This window comes from Photobacterium angustum, from assembly GCF_002954615.1.
Lineage (GTDB): Bacteria > Pseudomonadota > Gammaproteobacteria > Enterobacterales > Vibrionaceae > Photobacterium > Photobacterium angustum_A.
Genome location: NZ_MSCJ01000001.1, coordinates 571,427 through 598,095, shown reverse-complemented (window position 1 = coordinate 598,095; position 26,669 = coordinate 571,427). Strand labels below are relative to the sequence as shown.

General features: G+C 40.7%; 21 protein-coding genes. 16 read left to right on the top strand and 5 right to left on the bottom strand.

Annotated features, from left to right (window positions below):
- Positions 1–105: 105 nt before the first annotated feature.
- The gene (locus BTO08_RS02570; RefSeq protein ID WP_105059768.1) at positions 106–654 is read right to left on the bottom strand and encodes an NAD(P)H nitroreductase; all 549 of its coding nucleotides are present in this window, start codon (positions 652–654) and stop codon (positions 106–108) included.
- Positions 655–780: 126 nt separating this feature from the next.
- Positions 781–2,430 (bottom strand): APC family permease, encoded by a 1,650-nt coding sequence (locus BTO08_RS02565; protein WP_105059767.1) that lies wholly within the window; start codon positions 2,428–2,430, stop codon positions 781–783.
- Between the two features lie 1,121 nt (positions 2,431–3,551).
- Here BTO08_RS02565 and BTO08_RS02560 point away from each other — a divergent pair.
- The 16 genes from BTO08_RS02560 (at position 3,552) to BTO08_RS02485 (ending at position 22,837) form a co-directional block, all read left to right on the top strand.
- A complete protein-coding gene (locus tag BTO08_RS02560) occupies positions 3,552–3,926 on the top strand; it encodes an NADH-quinone oxidoreductase subunit A (protein ID WP_006646494.1) in 375 nt (124 codons plus the stop codon).
- A complete protein-coding gene (locus BTO08_RS02555) occupies positions 3,923–4,474 on the top strand; it encodes an NADH-quinone oxidoreductase subunit B (RefSeq protein WP_105059766.1) in 552 nt (183 codons plus the stop codon). Before BTO08_RS02560 ends, BTO08_RS02555 begins: the two co-directional genes overlap by 4 nt.
- Complete coding sequence (gene nuoD / locus BTO08_RS02550; protein WP_105059765.1) at positions 4,474–6,171, top strand: NADH dehydrogenase (quinone) subunit D; 1,698 nt, start codon at positions 4,474–4,476, stop codon at positions 6,169–6,171. Before BTO08_RS02555 ends, nuoD begins: the two co-directional genes overlap by 1 nt.
- A gap of 87 nt (positions 6,172–6,258) precedes the next feature.
- The gene (gene nuoE, locus BTO08_RS02545) at positions 6,259–6,825 is read left to right on the top strand and encodes an NADH-quinone oxidoreductase subunit NuoE (RefSeq protein ID WP_105059764.1); all 567 of its coding nucleotides are present in this window, start codon (positions 6,259–6,261) and stop codon (positions 6,823–6,825) included.
- On the top strand, positions 6,825–8,108 hold the full coding sequence (gene nuoF, locus BTO08_RS02540) for an NADH-quinone oxidoreductase subunit NuoF (RefSeq protein ID WP_005368939.1): 1,284 nt from the start codon (positions 6,825–6,827) through the stop codon (positions 8,106–8,108). Before nuoE ends, nuoF begins: the two co-directional genes overlap by 1 nt.
- Positions 8,109–8,110: 2 nt before the next feature.
- Positions 8,111–10,477, top strand: coding sequence for an NADH-quinone oxidoreductase subunit NuoG (gene nuoG / locus BTO08_RS02535; RefSeq protein WP_105059763.1), 2,367 nt, complete (start codon positions 8,111–8,113; stop codon positions 10,475–10,477).
- A complete protein-coding gene (nuoH, locus tag BTO08_RS02530) occupies positions 10,477–11,454 on the top strand; it encodes an NADH-quinone oxidoreductase subunit NuoH (protein WP_045062688.1) in 978 nt (325 codons plus the stop codon). Before nuoG ends, nuoH begins: the two co-directional genes overlap by 1 nt.
- 26 nt (positions 11,455–11,480) lie before the next feature.
- Positions 11,481–12,014 carry an NADH-quinone oxidoreductase subunit NuoI gene (gene nuoI / locus BTO08_RS02525; RefSeq protein WP_006646487.1) on the top strand — a complete coding sequence of 178 codons (534 nt, stop codon included), beginning with the start codon at positions 11,481–11,483 and terminating at the stop codon, positions 12,012–12,014.
- A 14-nt stretch (positions 12,015–12,028) separates the two neighbouring features.
- On the top strand, positions 12,029–12,562 hold the full coding sequence (locus BTO08_RS02520) for an NADH-quinone oxidoreductase subunit J family protein (RefSeq protein WP_105059762.1): 534 nt from the start codon (positions 12,029–12,031) through the stop codon (positions 12,560–12,562).
- Positions 12,559–12,882, top strand: coding sequence for an NADH-quinone oxidoreductase subunit NuoK (nuoK, locus tag BTO08_RS02515; protein ID WP_005368949.1), 324 nt, complete (start codon positions 12,559–12,561; stop codon positions 12,880–12,882). The genes BTO08_RS02520 and nuoK overlap by 4 nt, the downstream gene beginning before the upstream one ends.
- Positions 12,882–14,762 carry an NADH-quinone oxidoreductase subunit L gene (gene nuoL, locus BTO08_RS02510; protein ID WP_105059761.1) on the top strand — a complete coding sequence of 627 codons (1,881 nt, stop codon included), beginning with the start codon at positions 12,882–12,884 and terminating at the stop codon, positions 14,760–14,762. Before nuoK ends, nuoL begins: the two co-directional genes overlap by 1 nt.
- Positions 14,763–14,780: 18 nt before the next feature.
- A complete protein-coding gene (locus BTO08_RS02505; protein ID WP_105059760.1) occupies positions 14,781–16,283 on the top strand; it encodes a complex I subunit 4 family protein in 1,503 nt (500 codons plus the stop codon).
- Complete coding sequence (locus tag BTO08_RS02500) at positions 16,270–17,712, top strand: NADH-quinone oxidoreductase subunit N (RefSeq protein ID WP_105059759.1); 1,443 nt, start codon at positions 16,270–16,272, stop codon at positions 17,710–17,712. The genes BTO08_RS02505 and BTO08_RS02500 overlap by 14 nt, the downstream gene beginning before the upstream one ends.
- A 562-nt stretch (positions 17,713–18,274) precedes the next feature.
- Positions 18,275–19,390, top strand: a complete 1,116-nt coding sequence (gene ald, locus BTO08_RS02495; protein ID WP_105059758.1) for an alanine dehydrogenase — start codon at positions 18,275–18,277, stop codon at positions 19,388–19,390.
- Positions 19,391–19,668: 278 nt separating this feature from the next.
- Entirely contained in the window at positions 19,669–20,925 is a 1,257-nt protein-coding gene (locus BTO08_RS02490; RefSeq protein ID WP_105059757.1) for an aromatic amino acid transport family protein, read from the top strand.
- Between the two features lie 1,411 nt (positions 20,926–22,336).
- Positions 22,337–22,837, top strand: a complete 501-nt coding sequence (locus BTO08_RS02485; protein ID WP_105059756.1) for a GNAT family N-acetyltransferase — start codon at positions 22,337–22,339, stop codon at positions 22,835–22,837.
- 65 nt (positions 22,838–22,902) lie between these two features.
- On the opposite strand, the gene tsgA is transcribed toward BTO08_RS02485, so the two are convergent.
- The 3 genes from tsgA to BTO08_RS02470 form a co-directional block, all read right to left on the bottom strand.
- Positions 22,903–24,093, bottom strand: coding sequence for an MFS transporter TsgA (gene tsgA, locus BTO08_RS02480; RefSeq protein WP_105059755.1), 1,191 nt, complete (start codon positions 24,091–24,093; stop codon positions 22,903–22,905).
- Between the two features lie 426 nt (positions 24,094–24,519).
- On the bottom strand, positions 24,520–25,470 hold the full coding sequence (galU, locus tag BTO08_RS02475; protein ID WP_105059754.1) for a UTP--glucose-1-phosphate uridylyltransferase GalU: 951 nt from the start codon (positions 25,468–25,470) through the stop codon (positions 24,520–24,522).
- A gap of 20 nt (positions 25,471–25,490) precedes the next feature.
- The gene (locus BTO08_RS02470) at positions 25,491–26,657 is read right to left on the bottom strand and encodes a nucleotide sugar dehydrogenase (protein WP_105059753.1); all 1,167 of its coding nucleotides are present in this window, start codon (positions 26,655–26,657) and stop codon (positions 25,491–25,493) included.
- Positions 26,658–26,669 lie beyond the last annotated feature (12 nt).

The following is a 26,669-nucleotide window of genomic DNA, read 5'->3' as shown; positions in this document are numbered from 1 at the left end:
GCGTTAAAAACAATCAATCCGAGCTAAAAAAGGTGATACCTCTCACGGTATTCATCACCGAATAGGTATCACCTCTTTAAAAAGTAGTTTTGAAATGTTTAATCGTTAAAGGTATTCAACGAACTGGTTTAAGTCACGCTCATGCAGTTTAGCTTCACGACAATTAGCCGAACCTAAATATAAAAAGCCAACGATCATATCTTCACCTTCTACACCTAATGCTTCACGTACAACGGGATGATAAGCCCATGACCCCGTGCGCCAAAATCCAGAAAAGCCTTGTGCTACCGCCGCCATCTGCATCGCTTGTACCGCACATCCTGCTGATAAATGTTGCTCAATCACAGGGACTTTATGCCCTTCTGTTACCTTACTGACAACCGTAATTACCATTGGCGCACGAAATGGAGCCTTAGATGCTTTTTCAATCACAAACTCTTCGAGATCATCAGCTTTAGCTGCTGAAACTAAAATATCAGCAAGACGTTGTAATCCATCACCTTGAGAGACAATAAAACGCCATGGCATTAAACCACCGTGATCGGGGGCACGCAGACCCGCTCGAAAGATATTATCCAATGCTTCACCTTCAGGTGCAGGTTCAACAAGTTTAGGAATAGAGCGACGATTGAGTAACAGTGATAACGCGTCCATGACAACCTCAAATGAAAATAGTTATTTTTTAAATGTATCATGGACACTACAAGAGATTAAGGTTCTACCCCTTTATTTTTAGCATATTCATAACCTGTCTAAATATAGAGGGCTATCGCAGCAATATCAGATAGAGTGCTTAACCAATAGCTCTTTTGCTGGCTCAGATTTCACTTCCAATTGCGCTAACTCATGCTCTAATTTTGGTGTTAACCAAGCTGAATTAACTCCCCAGTAAAAGAAAAATAAACTGACTACAGCAACAACTGCCATATCATAACCAAATGGAATAATATTGATCCCACCAAATTGATCACTGCCAATAAACGAAAGAATAACCATAGTGACAAAGTAACCCAGTAACCAAGCACTCGACTTCACGTGTTGTTTAATATTTTTCCAACCGCGTTTATTTTGAAAGTAAGCATAAATCACAAACCCTAGCAGTAGGATAAAGATCACTTTACCCGTCAACGGCCAGCGAGACCAATAAAGTACTTCAGATGAGATAGCAAAACCTAATGGTGCAATGATTTGTAACGCTTTTAAACGAACAGGACGTTCAGCATCTGGAGCAAGCTTTCTTAGTGACATCGCCGCCATCGGACCTACAATGTAGGTTACAACCGTTGCCGCAGAAATAATCCCTGCTAATTGTCCCCAGCCTCGGAATAGGTATAAGAAAATAAAGCCGACAAATAAATTCACCCACAATGCAGCACGTGGAATATGATATTTCGGGTGTAATTTTGACCACGACTTTGGTAAGTGACCATACTCACTCATCGCAAATAACATCCGCGTTGTTGTCCCCATATAAGTAATACCTGTCCCAGACGGAGAAACAAAAGCATCAACATAAAGCAGCATCACAACAAGGTTAAGGTTTAAAGCTATCGCTAATTGAGCAAATGGCGATGAGAAATCCAAACTCCAACCTTTTACAGCAAGCTCCGATGGTTCAACACCACCAATGAAAGCGGCTTGTAATCCTAAATACAAAAATACAGCGATGATAAGCGTCAGAATGATTGCTCTTGGTAAATCTTTACCAGGATTTTTAGATTCTCCAGCAAAGTGCATCGGGCTTTGAAAGCCATTATAAGCAAAGACGATACCTGCTGTTGCTACGGCAGTTAATGATCCAGCCCATCCATAGGGCGCAAAAGAATGATTAACAGCGGTAAAGTTTTGCGGATGAAACCCTGCCGCGACAATCGAAGCGACACTGAAAATTGGGATCGCTATTTTAAAGATCGTAATACTGGTCTGAGATTTACTAAATAAACTGACACTCCAATAATTAAGCAGAAAGTAAATCAGCATTAATCCCGCAGCAATAAGTAACCCAAAAAACGACAAACTTTGTGTTTGAGCATTAAATATTGTTGATGTAATAGGTTTAGCCCATTCCCATTGCCAAGAATGCATGTACTGTACCGAGGCTTCAGCTTCAATAGGAATAACGGTCACAATTGAAAGCCAAGTAGCCCAAGCCGCCATATAGCCGACAATGGAACCATGAGTCAGCTCTAAAAATCGAACAGGACCACCTGATTTAGGGAACAAGGTTGCGACCTCGGTATAAGTTAACGCGACAACCAATACAGCTATACCGCCTATCACCCATGAGACGAGTGAGGCAGGTCCTGCAATTTTTGCCGCGTGATAGGCGCCAAAAAGCCAACCTGAACCAATTATCGAGCCAATACCTGTCATGGTTAACGATACTAAGCCCATCTTCCTTTTAGGCTTTAGTTCTAAATTATTATTCATTTATAGTTATCCTTCCTGTTATTAATACCGACTTTACAAACTGCTCTTATTAGAAATAAAAGCAGACAATGCTATCCAAAGTGAAAATTCAAAAAATTAACATTAATAAAAAAGTGGTTTTATAGTGGTAATATTAATAATGCTGTAGCAGAGGTAACTAAGCAGAAGCGTTTACTTATATATTTTTAGCAATTCCTATATTTTTTAGCATTTCATAAAGTCTTAGGTCAATAACGACAGCCTTTTACTAACACGACAATACTTACTAAAAATTTCTATTTTATTCTCTGAGCATTGAATTTATTGGGAATGAGAGTAAATTTCACATTTATTTTTTCACTTTATTTTACATCTTATTTTAATGTTTACTCGGCTATATCTGATTAATATTTTCAAAATTCGAAAAAGTTTACTTTCTTTATTTGCACCAAGAAAAAACAAAAAATATCCACTTTAAAAACATAAAGATAGAAGCATAATTTCATCTTTCACGTTGAAACACCATTAATTGCACTAAGCTTTTTTTAAGATCTATACCACATATTTAAGTAAATATATTTACACGTTTCATTTAAAAAAACGGAATATTTCTAAGTGTTTTTTATATCAATTACCGATGGGTATATTTATCACTCTTACTTTTATTCAATATAAAAAACAAATCATTCATCCAATATATACCTTTAATTTTCAAACAAACAACGTTTTATATTCAATGAAATGGATTAACCCTACAATCTTTATTTCTTACTTAATCAAATATAAATCAATGAATATATTAAGTTTAATGTTTTTATAAAAAAATCATTAATTAAAATCGATTTTTTTCATTTCAAAAATGAAAAGGTTTTGCATTTTTTTGTTAAGTACTTGTTCAGAAAGTAACTGTTAGGTTCAATTGGTTGCATTTATTTGTTTATTTTTAACAATGTACCAATAAGAAATAATGACTAAATATGCAACGCATAAAAATAACGACAGGGCTAGTTTAACGACCAATTAAATTAAGCTCTTTTGAAAGTAATGTTGAAGTACGAATGAGATGTAAGCTCACGCTGTTAGCACCTTGGTTTATCAAGCGTGCTTGATGGCTAATGCATCAAATTCGACAAGGAGTGCAAATGAGTGATTTCAACCCAGGAATCATGATCGGTGTCTTCAGCCTTCTCGTCTTTGCGGTGATCGCTTCCATTTTATTTATTAGTAAGTCTATAGGTGGATTTGGTCGTCGTTTTGATAAAGAACAGCCTTTCGAGTGTGGACTTTTACCCTCTGGAACGACAAAGCATAACTTCTCTATTAGTTATTACCTCATCGCTGTTGCATTTCTAATTTTTGAATTAGAAGCCGCAATCCTTTTTGCATGGGGAGTCGACTATTGGCAACTCGGTATACCGGGTGTCATTGCTGGCGTCACCTTTTTGGTGATTTTACTTTTAGGGTTCATTTACATGATACGTAAAGGTGTCTTTCAAATCGGAGTGTATGAGTCATGAGCGATATAATTCAAACCGTTAACGTCGGTAATTCCTCGAATGAAAAAGGCAACAACATCATTACCAATATTGTTGGTAAAGTTGATGATCTTATTTCCTACAGCCGGAAGCATTCGCTCTGGCCTTACAACTTTGGGACATCTTGCTGTTTCGTTGAAATGATGACAGCAGCAACGCCTCGCTATGACATGGCAAGGTTTGGTTCTGAAGTACTTCGTGGCTCGCCACGCCAAAGCGATGTACTTATCACAGCTGGTACCTGCTTTGTGAAAATGGCACCGTTAATGAAGCATATTTATGATCAAATGCTTGAGCCTAAATGGGTTATTTCAATGGGGTCTTGTTCAAACTCTGGCGGTATGTATGACATTTACAGTGTTGTACAAGGCGTCGATAAAATTCTTCCTGTTGACGTCTATGTCCCTGGTTGCCCACCTCGTCCAGACGCCCTACTCGAGGGGTTGATCATGCTTCAAGAGCACGTTCAAGCTAACCCAGTATCTGTGCTTAGTAAAAACCGTAAACCACTCGGTTTGAGGGTCGAATAATGAATAATAACGATCGTCAAATACTCATTGAGCGTTTCGGTGCTAAAGCGCCAAACCACGAAATCATTGGTTGTGAAAGTTTCGAGGTAAAAAAAGAACACCTTATCAATACCTTGCACTTCCTAAAAAATGAGGCTTCTTCACAATTTGAAATGCTGTTCGACCTTTCAGCAATTGATGAATGTGAGCGTGGTGGTGGACTCAGTGTGTTTTATTACCTGCTGAGTGTGAAAAATAAGGCATTTATTTCCATTCGCACACACATTGCTAATGACACCATTGAAGTACCTACCGTGGTTGGACTTTGGCCTAACGCGAATTGGTATGAGCGTGAAGTCTATGACATGTTCGGGATTAAATTCACTGATCACCCCGATCTACGCCGTATCTTAACTTTTGACTTTTGGAAAGGGCACCCACTGCGTAAGTCTTATCCTTGTCGTGCAACCTTAATGGATGAACCTTTCGATCTTGAAGGACCTGACTTTGATGATGTTATGAAGTCCTATGATATTCAAGGTAAGCAAGACGATGGCAGCATGGTACTAAACATCGGTCCTAACCACCCCGGTACCGATGGCGTTATCCGCCTAAAAGTTAAAATGAAAGGCGAGTTCATTGAAGACTTGGATCAAGAGATTGGCTTCCACCATCGCGGGGCAGAGAAAATTGCCGAGCGTCATACTTTTCATAACTACATCCCTTATACCGATCGTATCGATTACTTAGGTGGCGTAGCTGGTGAACTGCCCTACTTACTAGGGCTTGAAGCAATGACTGGGATTGAAGTTCCCGAACGTGCCAAGACCATGCGGATTATGTTATGCGAATTATTCCGAATTTCGAGCCATCTTGTATGGTTTGGAAGTATCACGCATAACCTAGGGGGTATGGCTCCAGCTTTTTATGCTTTCACCGAGCGTGAAAAAATCTTCGATGTTATCGAGTTGATCTGTGGCGGTCGTATGCACCCTGCGTTCTTCAGAATTGGTGGTGTTTCTCAAGATTTACCTGATGGCTGGGAAGAAAAAGTTGAACATGCCTGCCAAGGTATCGAACAGCTTGTCCCCGATCTTGAAAAGTTAATGACCCACTCAATGATCTTCAAAGTACGGACACAAAACATTGCGGTTTACAGTCAGTCAATGGCACTTGATTGGGGCTTAACAGGACCAAACTTGCGTGCAACAGGCATTAACTTCGATATGCGTAAAGATTTCCCTTATATGGGTTACGAAGATTACGACTTTGACGTTCCTGTTGGCCAAGATGGTGATGCCTATACCCGTACGGTTCTACGTGTACAGGAAGTGGTTGAGAGCTTGAAGATCATTCGACAAGCGGCGGCACGTATGCCTGAAGGTCCTATCCTTGCTGACAATGCGCCTAACTTTGGTTTTCCGCGAAAGCAAAATGCATTACGCGATATCGAAACCCTGATCCACAGTTTTGTTGATACAGGCAGAGGCTTTAACTTCCCGGTTGCTGAAACCTTTTACGCAACGGAAACCGCTAAAGGTGTCACAAGCTACCACACCATCAGTAATGGAACTGGGTGCCCTTACCGTGTCCGAATCCGAACACCTTCATTTACACATTTCCAATCCGTTAAAGCCGTTTCTAAAGGCGACTTATTGAGCAATATCATATGTTTAATCGGGTCTATCGATTACGTACTCGCTGATATTGATCGCTAAACAATAAAAACAACATCCCATGTAGATGTTTAGACGAATAACACGAATGTTGCTCGTCATAAATAAAGTCCGCAATGTGAGGAAATCATGTTAACAGATCAAGAAAGAGCTCATCTGGAAGAGCATATTGCTCATTACCCAGAAAAAAGAGCCGGTGCCATCTATTGTCTTTATTTTATGCAAGATAAATATGGCTATATCACGAAACCAAGTCTCAACCTTGTCAGTGAGCTTACAGACCTATCAACAACACAGCTAGATGAACTTATTACGTTTTACACGCTTTTGCGCCGACGTCCTGTTGGTCGCAATATCATGCGTGTTTGTGACAGCATTTCTTGCCATACCCGAGGTGCGAAAAAAGTGCTAGAAGCGGCAGAAAATGCAACAGGTAAAGCATTAGGAGAGATCGCTAATGATGGCAGCGTTACCGTTCTACCGAGTATTTGCCTTGGATTATGCGATCGCGCTCCCGCAGCTCTAATCAATGATGATCGTGTTGAAGGTGAACTAACACCTGAACGCATGCGAATGATCTTAACTGAATTAGCAGAAGAAGAGATCAAGCTATCAGAGAAGCCTGATTACCAAAATATTATTTCGATGCTGACTCCTCAAGATGCGCCAGCAAAAACCAATGAGGAGGTGATGTAATGGACTTAGTACTTTCACGCAACTTTCATCACCCAAAACCATTAAATTTTGCTGAGTACTGTGAAAATGGTGGTTACCAAAGCCTCAATTCTATTATTGGTCAACCAAGAGAGCCTTTACTGGCAGAACTAAAAGCATCTGGTCTACGTGGCTGTGGTGGTGGTGGTTTCCCAACGGGTGTGAAATGGGGCTTCCTTGCAAAAGATGCCAGTCACCCCGTTTACTTGGTGGTGAATTTAGATGAATCAGAACCGGGCTCGTTTAAAGATAGACAAGTGCTTTATCGCGATCCGCACACTATTTTAGAAGGTGTTATCGCAAGTAGTTACATACTTGGTGCAGACAAAGCATTTGTTTTCATTCGTGGAGAATATCGCGAAGGGGCAAAAGGTCTTGAGAAAGCGGTACAAGAAGCACGAGCGGCTGGGCTTGTGGGTGAAAATGTCATGGGCTCTGGCTGGGATCTTGATGTTGACGTTCACTTAAGTGCTGGGCGCTATATCTGTGGTGAAGAAACCGCCCTACTCAATGCCCTTGAAGGCTACCGTGGTAACCCGCGTTCTAAACCGCCCTTCCCTATCGTAAAAGGTCTGTGGGGACAGCCAACCATAGTCAACAATGTGGAATCCATCTGTCATATTCCTTGGATCGTTCATAAAGGTGCCGAGTGGTTCAAATCTCAAGGTAAAGGTGATGCCGCAGGAAGCCATATTTACCAAGTGTCTGGTCCGGTCAAAAAGCCTGGCTTCTTTGAGTTGCCATTAGGAACTACAGCTAGAGAGCTTATTTTCGAGCACGCTGGCGGATTACTTGACGATCGTGAGCTTGTCGGTTTTCTACCAGGTGGCGCCTCAACGCAATTCATGCTCCCTGAACATCTCGACGTTCCCCTCGATTGGGACGGCCCAGCGACTGTTGGTTCACGTTTAGGTACTGGCGGGATCATTGTGATGGACGATGCGATTTGTCCAATAGACTTCATGATCAACCTGACAGAATTTTTCGCAAGAGAATCATGTGGCTACTGCACACCTTGCCGTGATGGCTTGCCGTATGTCGTACATGTATTGAAAAAATTTGAAACAGGAGAAGCGACCTCCAAAGATCTGGATCTGCTTCATGAGCTCTGTGAAACCATCTATCCCAACACCTTCTGTGCGCTTGCACCGGGGGCGCTGATGCCAATCATGACTGGATTAAAACACTTCAAACATGTTTTTGAATCCCATATTGAAGGGCAACGCTGTACTCACAACCACCAGCTAACTGCGGAGGCATGTTGATCATGGGAACTATCTATATAGATGACAAAGCTGTCGAATTTGAGCCAGGACAGAACGTGTTAGACGCTGCGCGTAAAGCGGGGATCGATACGCCTTATTTTTGTTACCACCCAGCATTAGGTGCCGCAGGTTCTTGTCGTATTTGTGCCATGGAAACCGTGCCACAAAAAGAAGGTGAAAAACCGCGTACCGTCATGACGTGTAGCATTCCAGCACAAGATGGCCAGCAATTTCGTTTTAAATCGCCAAAAGCAAAACAAATCCAAAAAGCCGTGGTTGAGTTTTACATGACCAACCACCCCAATGACTGCCCTGTTTGTGATGAAGGCGGTGACTGTCACCTTCAAGACACAACCATCAGTGTCGGCCATGCTTACCGCCGCTATGATGGACAAAAACGTACCATGCCGGATCAATTCCTAGGTCCGTTGGTATACCAAACCATGAACCGCTGTGTGACCTGTTATCGCTGCGTACGCTTTTATCAAGACTATGCGCTTGGTGATGATTTTGGTGCAATGGGGTCAAGCAATCACGTGCTTTTCCGTCGCACAGAAGATGGTGCATTTGATAGTCCATTCTCAGGCAATTTAGTCAGCGTATGTCCAACTGGCGTTTTTACCGATAAGGTTTACCGCCGTAAATACAGCCGTACATGGATGTTAGAAAAAGCGCCTTCAATCTGCTCAGGTTGTAGTGTGGGTTGTAATATCGAAGTCGGTGGACGTGAAGGAACCCTACGACGCGTTCAACCTAACAACGAAGAATCAAAAGTAAATCCTTATTTCATCTGTGATCGTGGTCGTTATGGGTCTCATGGCACCGAGTCGCATTCAAGACCTAAATATGTATCAGAGCAAGGCAAAGTCGTAAAAACGTCACCTCTAGATGCACTGAAAATAGCCCTTGTTAGAGCTGAAGGTCATGTGGGTATTTTAGGTTCCGTAGAAGAAGATCTCACGACTAACTTGGCACTCAAAGCTATTGCAAAAGAGATGAATGCGCCGTTCTCACCATTTATTTCACCGCAACAAGAAGCATTGACGAAAACCGCTGTAGCAGCGAATCACAATGCGCCTTCTATATCAGATATAGAGCAATCAGATGCGGTTTTCGTGGTAGGAGAGCTCACTGAACATGCACCTATGCTTGATCTTGCGGTACGCCAAGTGATCAAGGCTAAAAAAGATGTGTATGTATTACATGCAACACCTTCTCACCTCGTCACAGCCTTGAATAAACTTCAGCGAGGCCATGTTAAAGCGTTAGCACCAAGCCAATGGCAAGACTGTTTAACACAAATTAACACAGCTGTTCATGATGGTGCAGTGGAAGATCTCTGGATTAAAGATGTTGCCAATGCACTAAAACAGGCGGAAAAACCTGTCATTATTGGTGTGGCTGAACTGCTTAACACTGCAGATATCTCTCTACTTAATACCATTACAGAGTCACTTGCACCTGCAGCCAAAATGGCGATTGCTTTACCGAGTGCCGGCTCTGTTAATGCGGCATTAACAGCACAAGAAAACTCATGTGCTGAGCTGATGACGCAAATAGAGAGTGACAAAATAAAGACATTGGTTGTTGTCGGCAGCGATCCGCTGAATACCAATAACCCACACTGGCATGCACTGCATGACAAGCTAGACCAATTGATTGTGATCGATAAAGTCTTAACCAAAACAGCACACTTAAGCGACACCTTATTGCCACTCGCAGCATGGCCAGAAAGGGACGGTATGACGATTAACTATGAAGGTAGACTACAGCGTTTTAGCAAGGCTTTCGCGAGAAAAACAGCCACGATTGACGCTCATAGCATGATTGAAACCTTAATGAAATCACCTGAGACAATCGAGCAATGGTTAACTGAGCTCGCACCGACGCTACCTCAAGCTGGTGATGACGGGATCATCATAGAAAAAGACAAGCTTAAGTGCACTGAATTACCGCTTGAACAGAAAACAAATCCACCTGCAATTCAAAGTACTCAGCCGCAAGTTGCACTGAGTAAATGGTTTGGTGAAGGATATGTTGCCGATCATGCGCCTGAAATCCGCTCTCTCAAGCCAGGATCTTCCGCTTCAATAAATCCCAAACTGGCTGCCTCGCTAAACCTTAGCAATGGTGATCAATTAATGATTATTTGCGGTGATCAGAAGTTGGTACGCCCTGCGGTGATTTCCTCTCAAGTTGCTGACCTCACAGTTGCTTTAAATCAAGCAGATATGCGCCTACTTCAGGCTGATATTGCTTCACCATTGTGTCTTGAGCGCACCTCTGAGCTTTTTATTGATGCAGATAAAAAGGAGGAAATCAAAAACATTATTGGTAGTGCATCGGTCATCATGATGGGAGAAGCCTAATGGATTCATTGCAGTACTGGATTTTTATTCTGGTCGGTATGGTTATCACTATCTTTGGTTTGATTTTAGTTGCAGGCTATACCGTTCTGTTTGAACGCCGCTGTCTAGCACTGTTGCAAGACCGTTACGGCCCTAACCGAGCAGGTCCATTAGGGTTATTCCAAGCACTATGTGATGCAGCAAAACTGCTAACAAAAGAATATTTCATGCCTGGGTTTGTCGACAAAAAGCTCTACGCTTTAGCACCAATCCTTGTCGTGGTATCGATTCTTGTTAGCTTTGCCTTACTGCCCATAGGTAAAAATATCTCATGGGCAGCAGACTTAAACATCGGTCTGCTCTTTTTGATGGGATTAAGCTCCATTCACGCTTATGGAGTCTTTTTAGGCGGATGGGCATCAAGCTCGAAATACACCATGCTTGGCGCAATTCGTACTATTGCTCAGTTAATCAGTTATGAATTAGCAATGGGTATGGCGGTGTTGGGTGTGGTTATGCTTGCTGGCAGCTTTAGCTTAACGCAAATTGTTGATGCACAAACGACACCGTATATCCTCCTTCAACCGGTTGGCTTCCTTGTATTCCTAATCGCAGGTATTGCAGAAACTCACCGCTTGCCATTCGATATGCCTGAAGCCGAAAACGAGCTTAATGCCGGTTTTAATACCGAATATGGCGGTATGCCTTTTGCGATGTTTTTCCTTGGTGAATACCTAGGTGTGATCCTCGTCGGTGCAATGGCAACAACCTTGTACCTCGGCGGATGGCACGGACCATGGGCTGAAGCCTATCCGCTTGTTGGCGTCTTATGGTTTGTATTGAAAACCTTCCTGTTAGTTTTCTTCTTTGTATGGATGCGTGCCAGCTTACCGCGAACGCGTTACGACCAGCTCATGGCATTCGGTTGGAAATTCTTACTTCCAATCGGCATCGTCAACATCATTGTGACCGCCCTTGTCGGTACATTCTGGATGTAGCCCCCCAACATTAGAGAGAGACAATCATGAAAGTTATACAGATTTTACAAGAGGTCACAGGGGCTTTTGCGGCAACCATTAAGCACGTTTGGGCACCACGCGATACGGTTTGTTATCCAGAGGTAAAACCAGACTTACCTGAACGCTGGCGCGGTCGCATTGTATTAACGCGCGATCCTGACGGTGATGAACGTTGTGTTGCTTGTTATTTATGCTCTTCAGTATGCCCTGCCAATGCAATCACCATTCAAGGTGCTGAGCGAGAAGATGAGCGTCGATATGCCAAAACATTCGAACTGGATTTCAGTCGCTGCATTTTCTGTGGGATGTGTGAAGAAGCATGTCCAACCCTATCGATTCAATGCACCACTGATTTTGAAATGGGTAAATATTCTCGTGACAAGCTGCTTTATGAAAAAGAAGACTTACTCATTGATGGCACAGGTAAACACCCAGACTTTAATTACTACAAGCAAGCAGGTGTAGCAATTACAGGTAAAGCTATCGGCGATGGTGAAAATGAAAAACCACCAATCGATGTGTACTCTCTGCTGCCATAAGGACATCATCATTCATGTTAACTTGGAATATTATTTTCTATGCCAGTAGTGCCATCATGCTATTGGCAGCAATCAGTTTACTGTTTGTCAAAGAGCCTATGCATGGTGCGGTGTATTTAACCACATCGCTACTCGCACTGGCTGTTATTTTCTATTTATTGGGTGCGCCGTTTATTGCCGCGTTACAAATTATTTTGTACGTCGGGGCAATCATGGTGTTGTTTGTCTTCTTCATTATGTTGAGTCCGGCAAGCCGCACCTTCCCACTCACGGCCAATCGCACTGTAATTTTACCGGTGATCTTACTCACCGTTATGTTAGTTGAGGCTTTCATCGTTCTAAATCACGGTCATCAGTTCTATACAATTGAAATGATCAAAACCATCAGTCCTAAAGCTGTTGGTGCGGATTTATTTAATCATTACAAACTCGCGATAGAAGCGCTATCAACACTCTTACTTGGTGCGTTAGTCGCTGTGATTTATCTCGCGGCACAAATGAAAGTTCGCCACTCAGAGACTGATGATAAAGTGGAGGAGCACGCATGAGTCCACTGACTATCTTAATTTTATCCTTTGCCATGTTCATTATTGGCCTACTAATTGTTGTTGTTCGCCGACAGTTGTTGTTCGTACTTATGGGTATCGAAGTCATGCTTAATGGCGTTGCGTTAGCCGCTGTTGAAGCAGGTCAACATTGGGGAAATCCAACAGGACAAATCATTACTATCTTTTTGATGATTGCAGCAGGCTGTGAGCTTTCTGTTGTCTTGATGCTCGCCATGTTGTCGTACAAACACCTAAAAACAACCCGTATCGACAAACTTAACCAGCTTAGCAATACATTAATTAGTAAGGGAGAACTGTAATGAATACATGGTTATGGTTAATTCCTGCCGCTCCGCTTTTCAGCGCCGCCTTAATTGTCTTATTTGGCAAGCACTTTCCGACTCGTGCAAGCGGTATACTCGCTTCACTCTCCGTCTTAGTGTCGGCTGTACTCACTGGCATGCTATGGCTATCCAGTGATTTTAACCCAGCTTTCCACCAGCAATTATGGACCTGGATGGCTGTTGGTGATTGGAACGTCAACATTGGTTTATCGGTTGATCGCCTCTCGCTAGTAATGATGACAGTGACAAGCTGGGTTGGATTCCTTATCCACTTGTTCTCCGTTCCCTTCATGCGCCGTGATTTTGGTGAAAGACGCTACTTTTGCTATTTAAATCTATTCGTTGCTGGCATGTTGTTCTTTGTGATGGCGGATAATTTAATCCTGCTATACACAGGTTGGGAAATCATGGGGCTATGTTCATACGGACTGATTTCTCATTACTACAACAAAGAAAAGAATGTGTACTCAGGACGAAAAGCATTCGTCGTAACACGAATTGGCGATACCTTACTTGCGATTGGTATCTTACTGACATTCACCGTGTTCAAAACCGTTAACCTTAACGAGATCTATACTATTGCCAGCCAGCAATCGATGAACTTATGGTTAATTGGCGCGATTTGTCTTCTATTCTTGTTCGGCGGTATGGCCAAATCAGCCCAGTTCCCATTTCATGTTTGGCTTCCTGAATCAATGGCAGGTCCTTCTACGGTATCGGCATTGATCCACGCAGCAACCATGGTAACGGCTGGGGTGTACTTGATTGCACGTAATCATGTGCTCTTTAATTTAGTACCTGATGTCACATGGTGGGTATCACTTGTGGGTGCATTTACGGCGTTTTATGCCGCGACATGTGCGCTGGCGCAGAACGACATCAAACGTATTCTCGCCTACTCAACCATCAGCCAAATTGGCTATATGTTTGCTGCGCTAGGTGTAGGTGCTTATGATTTAGCTATTTTCCACGTCATTGTTCATGCGTGTTTTAAAGCACTACTATTTATCAGCTCTGGTGTCATTATCGATATGTTTAATCACGATCATGACATTCGCAAAATGGGCGGTCTCGGCAAACGACTTCCTTGGCTTAAGTGGACTTACCTAGCAGGCTCTGCAAGTTTAGCCGCACTACCTGTCATTACTGCAAGCTTCTTCTCAAAAGATGCCATCATAGCAGCAACGGAAACGGGCCATTTAGGTTGGTTACTGGGTGCACTTGGTTTAGCGGGCGCATTATTTACCAGTATTTACAGCTTCCGTATGTACTTTATGGTCTTCAATGGTGAAAACCGTACAGCGTTTAGTGAACCTCGCTACCTGAAAAATAATGGTCTTCCTTGGCAGATGAAAGTTTCAACGGGTATTTTAGCCGTTGGTTCGATCGCTATTGGTTGGATGCAGTTTCCTAACGAATGGTCTTTTGGTCCTCACCTATTCCTTCCGTGGATTGATAGTCAATTAGGTACAGCGCCAGAGATTGCAACCTCTGCAGGTCTTATGCTGCAAGTTGTTGGCTCATTAGTCGCTATTGCTGGGGTATGGATTGCATACATCTTAGTAAAACAAGAGCTTAAACAGGGACATGGCATCGGTAATTGTCAATTCCTGAACTCAGCATGGTATATCGACGACCTGTCAAAACTAACGGTTATTCGTGGCTTCAAAGGTCTTTCCAAGCTGCTAGAAACGGTTATTGAACGATGGGTGCTGAATCAGGCCATTGTGAAAGGGATCGCGGCAATGTTATCTCACTCAGGCGAAGCCGTTAGTGATGTACAAAGCAGCCAGCTTTCTCGTTATGTCATTATGATGATTGCAGGTTCTGTTCTTCTGCTTTTTTACTTGGTTTGAGCTATTTAGGTTTGATATATGCTTAGTTTATTGATTTTCTTACCCATGGTAGCTGCACTACTTATCGGCTCAAGTTGCCGTAAGCTACCATTTATTGCACGCTCCATGACATTAACCACACTCATTATTGAGTCAATGTTAGTGGCTTGGATATTTATCACGCATCAAGTTCATGGTTTTTCCATGACAGAAAGTCTCAACTGGATCCCTGACTTTGGCATTAAATATTTAGTCAGCATGGATGGGATCAGCTTAAGCCTGATTGGTTTAACCTGTACCTTGTTCATCGTTGCAATGCTTGTGGCTTGGCACCAAGTGAATCGTTGGCAGGCTTTTGGCCCACTAATGCTATTAACACTCAGTGGCATTATGGGAGCATTTCTTGCTCTTGATCTCATGCTCTTCTACGTATTTTGGGAACTTATGTTAATTCCGATTTACTTCATGTTGAGTTTCTGGGGCGGTAAAGATACCAAGCAAGCAGCATTAAAATTTGTCCTTGTGACCATTACAGGCTCTTTATTAATGCTTGTATCGCTTGTTGCTCTTTACATCATTAATGGTAACAACACAGGTGTATGGACATTTGATTACTTCTACTTAGCTTCCCATCCAATTACGGGTGAATTGGCTATTCCAGTTGTATGTGGGTTCTTAATTGCTTTCTTAATTAAGATCCCAGGTTTCCCATTTCACTTTTGGGCGCCTGACACCTACCGCGAAGGAGCACCTGCAGTGTCACTACTGCTATCTGGTGTTATGGCTAACGTCGGCGCATACGGTATCTTGCGTTTCTGTTTAGCTATCTTCCCTGAAGCAATGCATCAAATGATGTATATCGGTATGGCACTGGGTGCAATCGGTAGCTTATATGCCGCCCTACTCGCTTTCCGTCAAAAAGATCTCCGTAATGTGATTGCTTACTCAAGTATCAGTCACATGAACTTAGTGGTCTTAGCGATTTTCGCATGGCAACTTCAAGCATTGAATGGCGCAGTGATCCAATTAATTGCTCACGGTCTTTCAGTGGCAGGTCTGTTTGCCGTTGTACGTATGCTTCAAGCGCGCGGGTTTAGCGGTAAGTTTGATGAAATGGGCGGCTTATATAAAGTCCTCCCGGGTATTGGCGTCTTCCTACTATTTATTGTTGCAGCAAGTGTGGGTATTCCAGGATTAGGTAACTTTGCAGGTGAGATATTACTACTCGCAGGTAGTTTCTCTGTCTCACCTCTTTGGACAAGCTTAGCTGCATTCTCGATAGTGTTAGGTGTGGTTTACTTCTTAAGAGCCTATGGACTGGCATTCTTAGGGCCAATCTCTGACGACAATGAACAACGTAAATTAATAGATCTGACAGCACGAGAAAAGCTAACAGCATCCATCATTGTCATTGGATTGTTCTGGGTTGGCTTAGAGCCGAACTATTTACTGCAACTTATGATGTCATCAACCAAAACACTGGCATCCATTCATTCGGGTTCATATTCATTGATTGAAGGGGTTATCAATGTCATCTCATGAGTTAATTAGTGCAATACCCTTTGCCATCCTAGGACTAGGTGCTTTAGGTGTCCTACTATTGGGTGTTCTGCCGGGTAAGAACAACCAACAACTCCCTTATATGGGATCGATTGTGGTGCTATTAGCGACCATGTTATCAGTGGCTTCTTTATTCGGACACAGTGCGAATATTGAAAACTTTGTGGTTATTGATCATTTCACACTCGTTGCTTTTGAATTATTCGCAGCAGGTGGACTGGCAACCATATTACTGGCTAAAAATTACCCAGCCCTCAACAAGCATGTTGCAGAAGAGTTTTACGCACTGATCCTGATAGCTGTACTCGGTACATTTATCTTGGCCTCAGCAAGTAACTTGTTAGCGGCATTCCTAGGGATGGAAACCATTGCCATTCCAATGTTTGCGCTAATCGCATGGAACCCTCAACGTAAAGGAGCCATCGAAGGAGGGCTTAAGTATGCTGTCACAGCCACTGTTGCTGCAGCATTCTTTATGTTTGGTATTGCACTGATCTATTTTGGTGCGGGTACTATCGTTATTAGTGAAATACCGAAAGCGCTCACCAGTGCTAACGCGATGCCGATGGTCGCATTGATCGGCTTTATGTTGCTATTTGTAGGCATATGCTTTGAACTGGCTTTAGCACCATTTCATAGCTGGCTGGCTGATACACTGCAAGCTTCACCTGCGCCTGTGATGGCATTTATTGGTAGTATCGCCAAAATTGCAATGCTGACATTTGTTATTCACTTCGTGATTCAAATTGAACCTATTTGGGATCAAATCTCGTTTGTACTTTGGGGCTTTGTGTTATTTAGCATTGTGTTTGGTAACCTATTGGCTTTCCGCCAAACCAATATCAAACGTATTCTGGCTTATTCATCCGTTGCCCACTTCGGCTACGCACTCATGGCACTAACCAGTGTGATCCCGAACAGTAGCGCCTCTTTATCAGAAGCGGTTCATGCTACCGCTTATTACGGACTGAGCTATGCCGTGATGAATCTGGTCGCGTTTGCTGTGATTGCAATGTTAAACAAACATAACCCAACGGGTGAATTAAAAGGTTATCGCGGTTTAGGTCGACGTTACCCACTCGCTGGTGTTGCAATGGCGATTGCAGTGCTTTCATTGGCGGGCGTTCCCCCTACTGCTGGCTTTTTTGCCAAGTTCTTCCTGTTCTCAAGTGTACTTGGCAACGGATATTTAGGCATGGTTGTACTCGCTGCATTAGCTTCTGCAGTCTCCGTATTTTACTACCTTCGTATCCTACTGGCCTTTTTCGCTAAAGAGGAATATTACCACCACAACCAATCTGCGGATGTTGAAAGTGTAGAGTTTGGTTCAACAGCGGTGATCAGTGTCAGTGCTTTTGCCACTATCGCATTGGGCATCTTTGCTCAAGCAGTACTTACTTATATGTTTTAACAAATGAGCAACCTCGCTGTTTAAGCAGCGAGGTTCTTCATTGCTTTCTCTTTATTTCTTTCAACCCACACCTTCCTCATTTAATTTTGCCCTATCCCTCACGAAAACTCCTGCGAAAAAGCGCGTTACTAAAAGTACAATCCTCTGTTATATCAACAAAAAGTTAAATCCCCACCTAACCAAACAGAAGATAAAACTAATTAACGTTGTTTTTTGATATTAAAAATCAAAATCTCTTTTAGATGTAATAAATGACATCAAAAATACAAGAGACAGAAAAATAAATAGTCATAAAAACCAAAATTTAAAACAATAAAAGACCCAAACACTGCAATAACAAATAAAATCCAGTTATTAGAACCAAAAAACAACTACAAATGTAAAACTTTCAGCTGTGACATAGATCTAATTTGGGTTTTAACACCAGAAACAAACAAAAATCTGGTTTCTTTTGTTGGATATTGGTTAAAAATTAGTGACACATTTCAGATGATTTTGTTTAACCTATTAATCATTCCAATAACAAGTAATAAACAAAACAACAGATATTAAGGCTTAAATTATGATCATTGGTATCCCTAAAGAAATCAAAACACATGAATACCGCGTAGGTATGATCCCAGCGTCAGTTAAAGAAGTGGTCTCTCATGGTCATCGTGTTTATGTCGAAACCAACGCAGGCACAGGTATTGGTTTTAGCGATCAAGACTACATTGATGCAGGCGCACAAATCCTAGCAACAGCATCTGACGTTTTTGCAGAAGCAGAAATGATTGTAAAAGTAAAAGAGCCTCAAGCTGTTGAGCGTGCAATGCTTCGCGAAGGGCAAATTCTATTTACTTACCTACACCTAGCCCCAGATCCAGAACAAACACTTGATCTAATTAATAGCAAAGCCGTTTGTATTGCTTACGAAACCGTAACAGATAAAAACGGTCGTCTACCACTACTTGCACCAATGTCAGAAGTGGCTGGTCGCATGTCAATCCAAGCTGGTGCATTCGCATTAGAAAAATCTCGCGGCGGCTGTGGCATGTTACTTGGCGGCGTACCGGGTGTTGAGCCAGCAAAAGTTGTAATTATTGGTGGTGGTGTTGTAGGCGCAAATGCAGCACAAATGGCATTAGGTCTACAAGCTGATGTCACGGTTATTGACCGTAATATCGATGTACTACGCCAACTAGATGCACAGTTCAATGGTCAGCTAAAAACGGTTTACTCAACTAATGACTCAATTGAAAAACATGTACTTGAAGCTGATCTTGTTATCGGTGGTGTTCTAGTCGTTGGTGCTGCAGCTCCAAAACTGGTTACTGCTGAAATGATCAAGAAGATGAAGCCAGGCGCTGCAATTGTCGATGTTGCTATCGACCAAGGTGGCTGTGTAGAAACATCTCATGCAACAACGCACAGCGAGCCTACTTACATTGTTGATGATGTGGTTCACTACTGTGTTGCAAACATGCCGGGGGCGGTTGCTCGTACATCAGCAGTAGCACTAAACAACGTAACACTGCCTTACATTGTTAACCTTGCAAATAAAGGCTACAAAAAAGCACTACAAGACGATAAGCACCTATTAAATGGTCTAAATGTTTACCGTGGACAGATCACTTGTGAGAGCGTAGCGGCATCACTAGATTTACCATATGTTGATGCAGACTCTGCTATCGCATAATTTATAGCACCACACCCCCTTCCTCCTGCTGGTTATCTTATTCATTTCTCCAGCAGGAGTTTTTATCTCCTTGCATAACCCACCACCTCAAAATAAAACACCGCCAAAAACACATTAATCAAAATAAAACTTCAAAATAAATTAAAAAACAAAAATATTAATGCGATCTAAGTAGCAAGTATTCTTTTTGGGAATATTGTAAAGGTTATCAATTTGTTAGCATTGTATTCGATATGAAAAAACCTATAACAAATACATTAACCAATAAGGTCAATCACATGTCGTTTTCAAATAACGTTGAAGTTTCCTATAACACAGAACAAAAACTTACCCTCAATAAACATGATAAGACCTGGATCATAAGCTTATTTGGCACAGCCGTTGGCGCAGGGATATTATTCTTACCTATCAATATTGGTGTAAATGGTTTCTGGCCTTTGATCACTATAGCCTTACTGGCAGGACCAATGACATTTTTGGCCCACCGTGGCTTGGCACGATTTATTTTATCTTCCAATAGCTCGAAAGCTGAGTTTACCGATGTTGCCGAAGAACATTTTGGTCACCGCTTCGGCTTTCTGATCTCACTACTCTACTTCTTATCTATTTTTCCGATTTTGATGATTTATGGGGTGGGATTAACCAATACCGTTGAAAGCTTTATGGTCAATCAAATGGGTATGGCTACACCGCCGCGGGTGTTACTATCTGGTGTTCTTGTCGCCCTCCTGATTGGAGTGATGACAGCCGGTGAAAAAACCGTATTACGCGCCTTTGAAGTGATTGTTTATCCATTAGTCTTCATCTTATTTGGGATATCGCTTTACATGATCCCTAATTGGCAAATGCCAAATTTTGCTGAAATGCCAGATGCAAAAACATTTACTCAAACCCTGTGGCTTGCTATTCCTACCACTATTTTTGCCTTCAGCCACACCGCTGCTATTTCTAGTTTTTCTGTTGCTCAAAAAAGACATTACGGAGAGCTGGCAGGTAAGCGTGTCGACTTTATCTTAAAACACACATCGATGATGTTAATCACCTTTGTATTGTTCTTTGTTTTCTCTTGTGCGCTAAGCTTAACCCCCGCTCAATTAGCCGAAGCTAAGGCACAAAATATTTCTATTTTGTCTTACCTTGCAAATGTAACAGGCAGCGGCTTGATTGCGTCATTTGGTCCCTTCATTGCTTGTATTGCGATAGTCTCATCGTTCTTTGGTCACTTCCTTGGTGGACGAGAAAGTTTAAGCGGGATCATTGCCAAACATACCAACCTAAAACCTAAGGTTGTTAATAAACTTACCATTGGTATTTTATTTTTCTCGGTATGGTATGCCGCAGTAAAAAATCCAAGTGTACTGGGTATTATGGAAACATTTTCAGGCCCAGTGATCGCCCTGATTTTATTTATTCTGCCGATGTATGCGATTAGAAATGTTGAATCAATGAAGAAATATCGCGGAAAGATTAGTAATATTTTCGTTACTGTTATCGGTTTAATTGCTATCTCTGCAATTTTATACAATATTATTTAAAAATATAACCGCCACAATAGTGGCGGTTTTTATAACGAGAGCTATTTTTAAGTAGCCTTATCTTAAGCTAAATAACCTTATGACAATAAAATAAAAATTAGTTACGTTCAGCTATTTTTTCAACTAGTTTTTTTCTTGTTTTCAGTAAGATAATTAGAGCTTTTTTTTTGACAATCTCTTGAATAGCTTTTTTACTTTTTTGACTCATTTCGTCTAACTCTAATTAAGGCTCCACAATTATAACAAGAATACTTTTTCTTTAAGTAGACTCTTTCAATTAGCGTACGGTGTACTCTTGATATATCAAGGCTGTCACATTCTTTACATTTTATTTTCACAGCCACCCCTCCCAATAAAACAACGCTTTATAAACTTGAAGTTATTAAATTCGATACTCTAGTAGTTTTAAATTAATAACAATGTAAGCTTAAAAAATAAAAAAACTAAAATTTATAAAATCAATATTATACCTTAAAGATATTATATGCAACACCACACCCATGTGGTTCCAATAATTACTCACAAAAATATAAATAAAAATTTAAAATAATAACCAATAATTAATAGCAAGTAATTAATAGCAAGTAATTAATAGCAAGTAATTAATAGCAAGTAATTAATAGCAAGTAATTAATAGCAAGTAATTAATAGCAAGTAATTAATAGCAAGTAATTAATAGCAAGTAATTAATAGCAAGTAATTAATAGCAAGTAATTAATAGCAAGTAATTAAAAGTAATCACAATACGTCATATCAAACAAGAACCTTCATTTATATATTGTTAAATTAAAAGTTAACAATAAGCTATTAATATTTTTTAACTTACTTTTTATATAAAAATAAACCCAATATTAATCAACAGTTATTAACAACAGCACGGTTATAATTAAGCTTAATGAATAAATAGTTAAGTTTAATATCAATAAATAAGGGAGAGTTTTATTTATGTATAAAAAGGTTTAGCTATGTTCATCAATCCCCTTATCCCTAAAGTCTGTTCTAATTGAAAGTAATATATTTGTGGTAGTTAATCATATTCATCTTACACAGGATGCTATATTTAACCAATACCGCAGAGTCTTTTTATCAAAAAGTAATTTCATCATAAAAATTTAAAATATTTTTTATATCGGCGAATTGAATAATTTTAAATTAAAGAGGTTAGATTAAGCATTACAAGTAAACGTGGCTTTAAATATCTTAAAAATAAGGACTAATTTTTATCTATATAATAGAAAAATCTAAAATATAAAGCCTCACATAACGACTATTAATAAAGATACTTTTATCTTATTCTATTATTTAGTATAAGTGGTTAATATTGCCAGCTCCATTTCGCTTCTGCCACTATTTTATATGATAGTAACTAACTCAATATAATCACGCTTACTTAGATACTTGAGGGATCAATATGGATATAAGGACAGTCAATAAAGATGATGCAGGTGCTATCGCTAAGATCTACAACTATTATGTCAACGAAACGATAATCACATTTGAAGAAACAGAGCTGACAGAGGACCAGATGCGTGAACGGATAAGCAAAATACAAGACACATCTTATCCATGGCTTGTTTTAGAGAAGGATGGAGACATTATCGGCTTTGCTTATGCGAGTCCTTGGCATACAAAAAGTGCCTATCGCTATACAGCAGAATCCACCATCTACATATCAAATCAGAATATTGGTGGCGGATATGGTAGAGCCTTGTATCAAGCTTTGCTCACACAGTTAAAAGCAATAGGCATTAAAAATGTGATGGCTCTCATCGCACTCCCTAATGCCGCAAGTGTTCGCCTAAATGAAGCGTTAGGCTTTAATCTAGTTGGGGAATACAACAATGTCGGTTTTAAATTTGATCGTTTTATTTCTGTTGGATGCTGGCAACTTGAATTTAAGTCAGATACATAATATTCATATTTTGAGAAATGCATTACTAAAAAGCCACCATGATTAACCATAGTGGCTTTATTCCTTTATGCCGCGTCAGCGTGACCATGGATACGGTGTTTAGTAACAAATCCGACCAAGAAACACATCAAGAAGACAACCGCATACAAACCGTTAGCTGTAACTAATGCCGCATGTGGGTCAAAGCTCTCCACGATTGGGCTGGTTACCACAAACGTCAACATAGTACCGATAGTGCCGCAAAGTAAAATGAAGTTCACCAACTTCGGTGATGATGCTTTAGTCTGCTGTGAGCCTAGCGTAATAATAGATGTGTAAATCGCACTACTAAAGAAGCCAAGAATAGAGATCACATACAGTAATGTTTTCGCGTCAGTATCTTTATTAAACCAATACATTAATACTGTCGCTAATGCCGATAGCACCATCACAAGACGCTGTAGGTCGAACTTTTTCAAAATAGCACTAAAGATCCACATACCAACCATGTATGCGCCCCAGAAGTAACTGACTAAGTGACCCGCATCGGTGATCGACATACCAAGCTGTTTTGTCGCGTATTCAGGGATCCAAGAAACAAAACCGAGCTGACCAAGAATGTAGCATAAGGCCGCAATCGCTAAGAACACAACGCCTAAGCCCCACTTCTCTTTTTCAGGGATGACTTCAAACTCTTCTTCGTCTTTTTTACCCAGTACAGGAAATTCAGCAAATAACGTCAGCACAAAAATCGCTAGATAAATAATACCGATAGCCACATACACCCAGTACCACTGAAGATGATGAGCCAGAACCGCGGCAGAAATTATTGGGAAAATCATCCCTGCCATACTAAAAAATGAGTCTGTAAACAGTAGACGAGAGCCGCGTTGCTTACCTTCATAGATATGGGTGATTAAGTAGGTACCAATCGACATGGTGATACCACTCACCACACCTAATACAAACATGCAGCCAGAGAAAACTGCCAAGTTATGTCCAAGCATTAGCCCTAAAATAGCCAAGACCATGAGACAAAAACCAAAGATGAGCTGGCGTTTCAACGGTACTATTTCCATCAACCATACATTGAGGAAAATTGATATTAAGATACCCGTATTTAAAAAGGTAAAGGTATTACTCATGCTTGATATTGGTAAGCTGAAATACTTAGCAATATCCCCCATTACGATACCAGTGACGATAATCAATGAGCCTGTTAGCGCATATGATAAAAAACTAATCCATGTCAGGAGGTTGCGATTTGTTTTTGTCATTGCAAAACCTGAAAACGTTCTAATAGAAAATAATGTGATGAATGCTATCAATTCATATTACATTGAATTGTGATTATACTCACAAAGAATATTGATTATGGATTTGACTCTGATTAAAAACCACATATTTCAGGTTTGATTCAGTTAAAAACACAAGAAAGAACAAATATTAATCTAGCTGCTTACAAATTAACTCGTGGTTATTATTGCGAAGCCATCACGACAAAGCTAACGACATTTGAGTAAAATAATGCCCTATGTAAGTAAGGCTAACTAGTACTTAACATTCAGCAAAATGTGCATTGATTTTGAATAGATAAATTATCGCAAACCGATTCAATTGACAGCTTTAGCCCCAAACAAAAACAGCCCGATATTATTAAGTACTAATAATATCGGGCTGTTTTATTTAAGCTATACAGATAATTACGCGTCTGTTTTTTCACTTAATGGTGTTAGATCTAAACCATCAGTAAACGAGGTATCATTGAGTGATTTAATGTAAGCAGTAAAGGCTTCGCCTAATGCTTTATCTCGCATACCGTATTCAACAAATGCTTTCGCGTAGCCTAGCTTGTCACCACAATCGTGAGAGCGACCTGTCATATGAAACGCTTCTACGGTTTCATCTTGCATTAGCATGTCGATAGCATCAGTTAGCTGGATTTCATCACCCGCACCTGGTGGTGTCATCGCTAACTTATCCCAAATGTTATGAGATAAAACATAACGACCAACCACTGCAAGGTTAGATGGCGCATCTTCAATGGCAGGCTTTTCGACCATACGCGTCATAGGACAAGACGCACCGGCTTTGAGCTCAGTGCCGTTACAGTCAACTACACCGTACTTTGACACATCACTCATTGGTACAGGCTCAACCATGATTTGGCTAGCACTTGTTTGCTCAAAGTGATTGATCATCGCCGCTAAGTTTTCTTTACTTTGATCGGCGGTGTATTCATCCAAAATCACATCAGGCAACACAACGGCAAACGGTTCATCACCGACAAGCGGTTTAGCGCATAATACAGCATGGCCTAAACCTTTTGCCTGACCTTGACGAACATGCATAATGGTTACGTCTTTCGGACAAATTGCTTGAACTTCATCTAACAGCTGACGTTTAACACGCGCTTCTAACGTTGCTTCTAATTCAAATGAGGTATCAAAGTGATTTTCAATCGCGTTTTTAGAAGAGTGCGTCACTAATACAATTTCTTTAATACCCGCATTTACACACTCATTCACAATATATTGAATAAGCGGTTTATCCACCAACGGCAGCATTTCTTTTGGAATTGCTTTGGTTGCCGGAAGCATACGAGTGCCTAGCCCTGCCACTGGAATGACAGCTTTTTTTATTTTGTTATTCATTTTAATCAATTATCCGTAATTTAGTCTGCGCCAAATAAATCGCGTGTATACACTTTCTCTGCGATATCAGAAAGTTCTTCGACCATGCGGTTAGACACAATCACATCGCATTCTTGTTTAAAGGTATTTAAATCTTCAATCACTAAAGAGTTAAAGAATTCTTTTTCTTTTAACACTGGCTCATAAACAACAACTTCAATGCCTTTAGCTTTAATGCGCTTCATGATGCCCTGAATGCTTGATGCTCGGAAGTTATCCGAACCCGCTTTCATAATTAATCGGTAAATACCAACACGCTTAGGATTTCTCGCAATAATAGAATCTGCAATAAAATCTTTTCGTGTGGTGTTTGCATCAACAATTGCGCCAATGATGTTATTTGGCACATCACGGTAATTTGCACGAAGTTGTTTCGTATCTTTCGGTAAACAGTAACCACCATAACCAAATGATGGATTATTGTAGTGATTACCAATACGAGGGTCTAAGCCAACACCTTCAATAATTTGGCGTGAATCTAAGCCATTAGATGCCGCATAAGTATCTAATTCATTGAAGTAAGCAACACGCATAGCAAGGTAAGTATTAGAGAATAGCTTAACAGCTTCTGCTTCTGTTGAGTCAGTGAACAATACTGGAATATCTTTCTTAATTGCCCCTTCAACAAGAAGATTCGCGAAAACTTCAGCTCTTTCACTTTGCTCACCAACAATAATACGAGATGGGTAAAGATTATCGTAAAGAGCTCGACCTTCACGTAAGAACTCTGGCGAGAAAATAATACTCTCACAGTTAAACTGCTCTTTAACCTGCTTGGTATAACCAACAGGTACCGTAGATTTAATTACCATTACTGCATCAGGATTGATTGCCATAACATCTTTAATAACAGCTTCTACTGATGATGAATTAAAATAGTTATTTTCAGTATCGTAATCAGTTGGGGTCGCGATAACTACATACTCAGCATCTTTATAAGCAAGCTCTTTATCTAACGTGGCAGTAAAGTTTAAAGCTTTATTTTGAAGAAAATCTTCAATTTCACTATCAACTATTGGAGAGATTTTATCGTTAAGTAATCTTACTTTTTCTTCAATAATATCTACGGCAATAACCTCATGATGCTGAGCTAAAAGCATAGCATTTGACAGACCAACGTAGCCTGTACCTGCAATAGCGATTTTCATTTTATATCCAAA

What these genes read in the sequence shown, in the direction of transcription:
- BTO08_RS02560 (WP_006646494.1), top strand. Translation starts at nt 3,552, where the DNA reads ATGAGTGATTTCAACCCAGGAATCATGATCGGTGTCTTCAGCCTTCTC.
- nuoG (WP_105059763.1), top strand. Translation starts at nt 8,111, where the DNA reads ATGGGAACTATCTATATAGATGACAAAGCTGTCGAATTTGAGCCAGGA.
- nuoI (WP_006646487.1), top strand. Translation starts at nt 11,481, where the DNA reads ATGAAAGTTATACAGATTTTACAAGAGGTCACAGGGGCTTTTGCGGCA.
- BTO08_RS02485 (WP_105059756.1), top strand. Translation starts at nt 22,337, where the DNA reads ATGGATATAAGGACAGTCAATAAAGATGATGCAGGTGCTATCGCTAAG.
- BTO08_RS02570 (WP_105059768.1), bottom strand. Translation starts at nt 654, where the DNA reads ATGGACGCGTTATCACTGTTACTCAATCGTCGCTCTATTCCTAAACTT.
- galU (WP_105059754.1), bottom strand. Translation starts at nt 25,470, where the DNA reads ATGAATAACAAAATAAAAAAAGCTGTCATTCCAGTGGCAGGGCTAGGC.
- nuoK (WP_005368949.1), top strand. Translation starts at nt 12,559, where the DNA reads ATGAGTCCACTGACTATCTTAATTTTATCCTTTGCCATGTTCATTATT.
- nuoL (WP_105059761.1), top strand. Translation starts at nt 12,882, where the DNA reads ATGAATACATGGTTATGGTTAATTCCTGCCGCTCCGCTTTTCAGCGCC.
- BTO08_RS02505 (WP_105059760.1), top strand. Translation starts at nt 14,781, where the DNA reads ATGCTTAGTTTATTGATTTTCTTACCCATGGTAGCTGCACTACTTATC.
- nuoE (WP_105059764.1), top strand. Translation starts at nt 6,259, where the DNA reads ATGTTAACAGATCAAGAAAGAGCTCATCTGGAAGAGCATATTGCTCAT.
- BTO08_RS02470 (WP_105059753.1), bottom strand. Translation starts at nt 26,657, where the DNA reads ATGAAAATCGCTATTGCAGGTACAGGCTACGTTGGTCTGTCAAATGCT.
- BTO08_RS02490 (WP_105059757.1), top strand. Translation starts at nt 19,669, where the DNA reads ATGTCGTTTTCAAATAACGTTGAAGTTTCCTATAACACAGAACAAAAA.
- nuoF (WP_005368939.1), top strand. Translation starts at nt 6,825, where the DNA reads ATGGACTTAGTACTTTCACGCAACTTTCATCACCCAAAACCATTAAAT.
- BTO08_RS02565 (WP_105059767.1), bottom strand. Translation starts at nt 2,430, where the DNA reads ATGAATAATAATTTAGAACTAAAGCCTAAAAGGAAGATGGGCTTAGTA.
- ald (WP_105059758.1), top strand. Translation starts at nt 18,275, where the DNA reads ATGATCATTGGTATCCCTAAAGAAATCAAAACACATGAATACCGCGTA.
- nuoH (WP_045062688.1), top strand. Translation starts at nt 10,477, where the DNA reads ATGGATTCATTGCAGTACTGGATTTTTATTCTGGTCGGTATGGTTATC.
- tsgA (WP_105059755.1), bottom strand. Translation starts at nt 24,093, where the DNA reads ATGACAAAAACAAATCGCAACCTCCTGACATGGATTAGTTTTTTATCA.
- BTO08_RS02500 (WP_105059759.1), top strand. Translation starts at nt 16,270, where the DNA reads ATGTCATCTCATGAGTTAATTAGTGCAATACCCTTTGCCATCCTAGGA.
- nuoD (WP_105059765.1), top strand. Translation starts at nt 4,474, where the DNA reads ATGAATAATAACGATCGTCAAATACTCATTGAGCGTTTCGGTGCTAAA.
- BTO08_RS02520 (WP_105059762.1), top strand. Translation starts at nt 12,029, where the DNA reads ATGTTAACTTGGAATATTATTTTCTATGCCAGTAGTGCCATCATGCTA.
- BTO08_RS02555 (WP_105059766.1), top strand. Translation starts at nt 3,923, where the DNA reads ATGAGCGATATAATTCAAACCGTTAACGTCGGTAATTCCTCGAATGAA.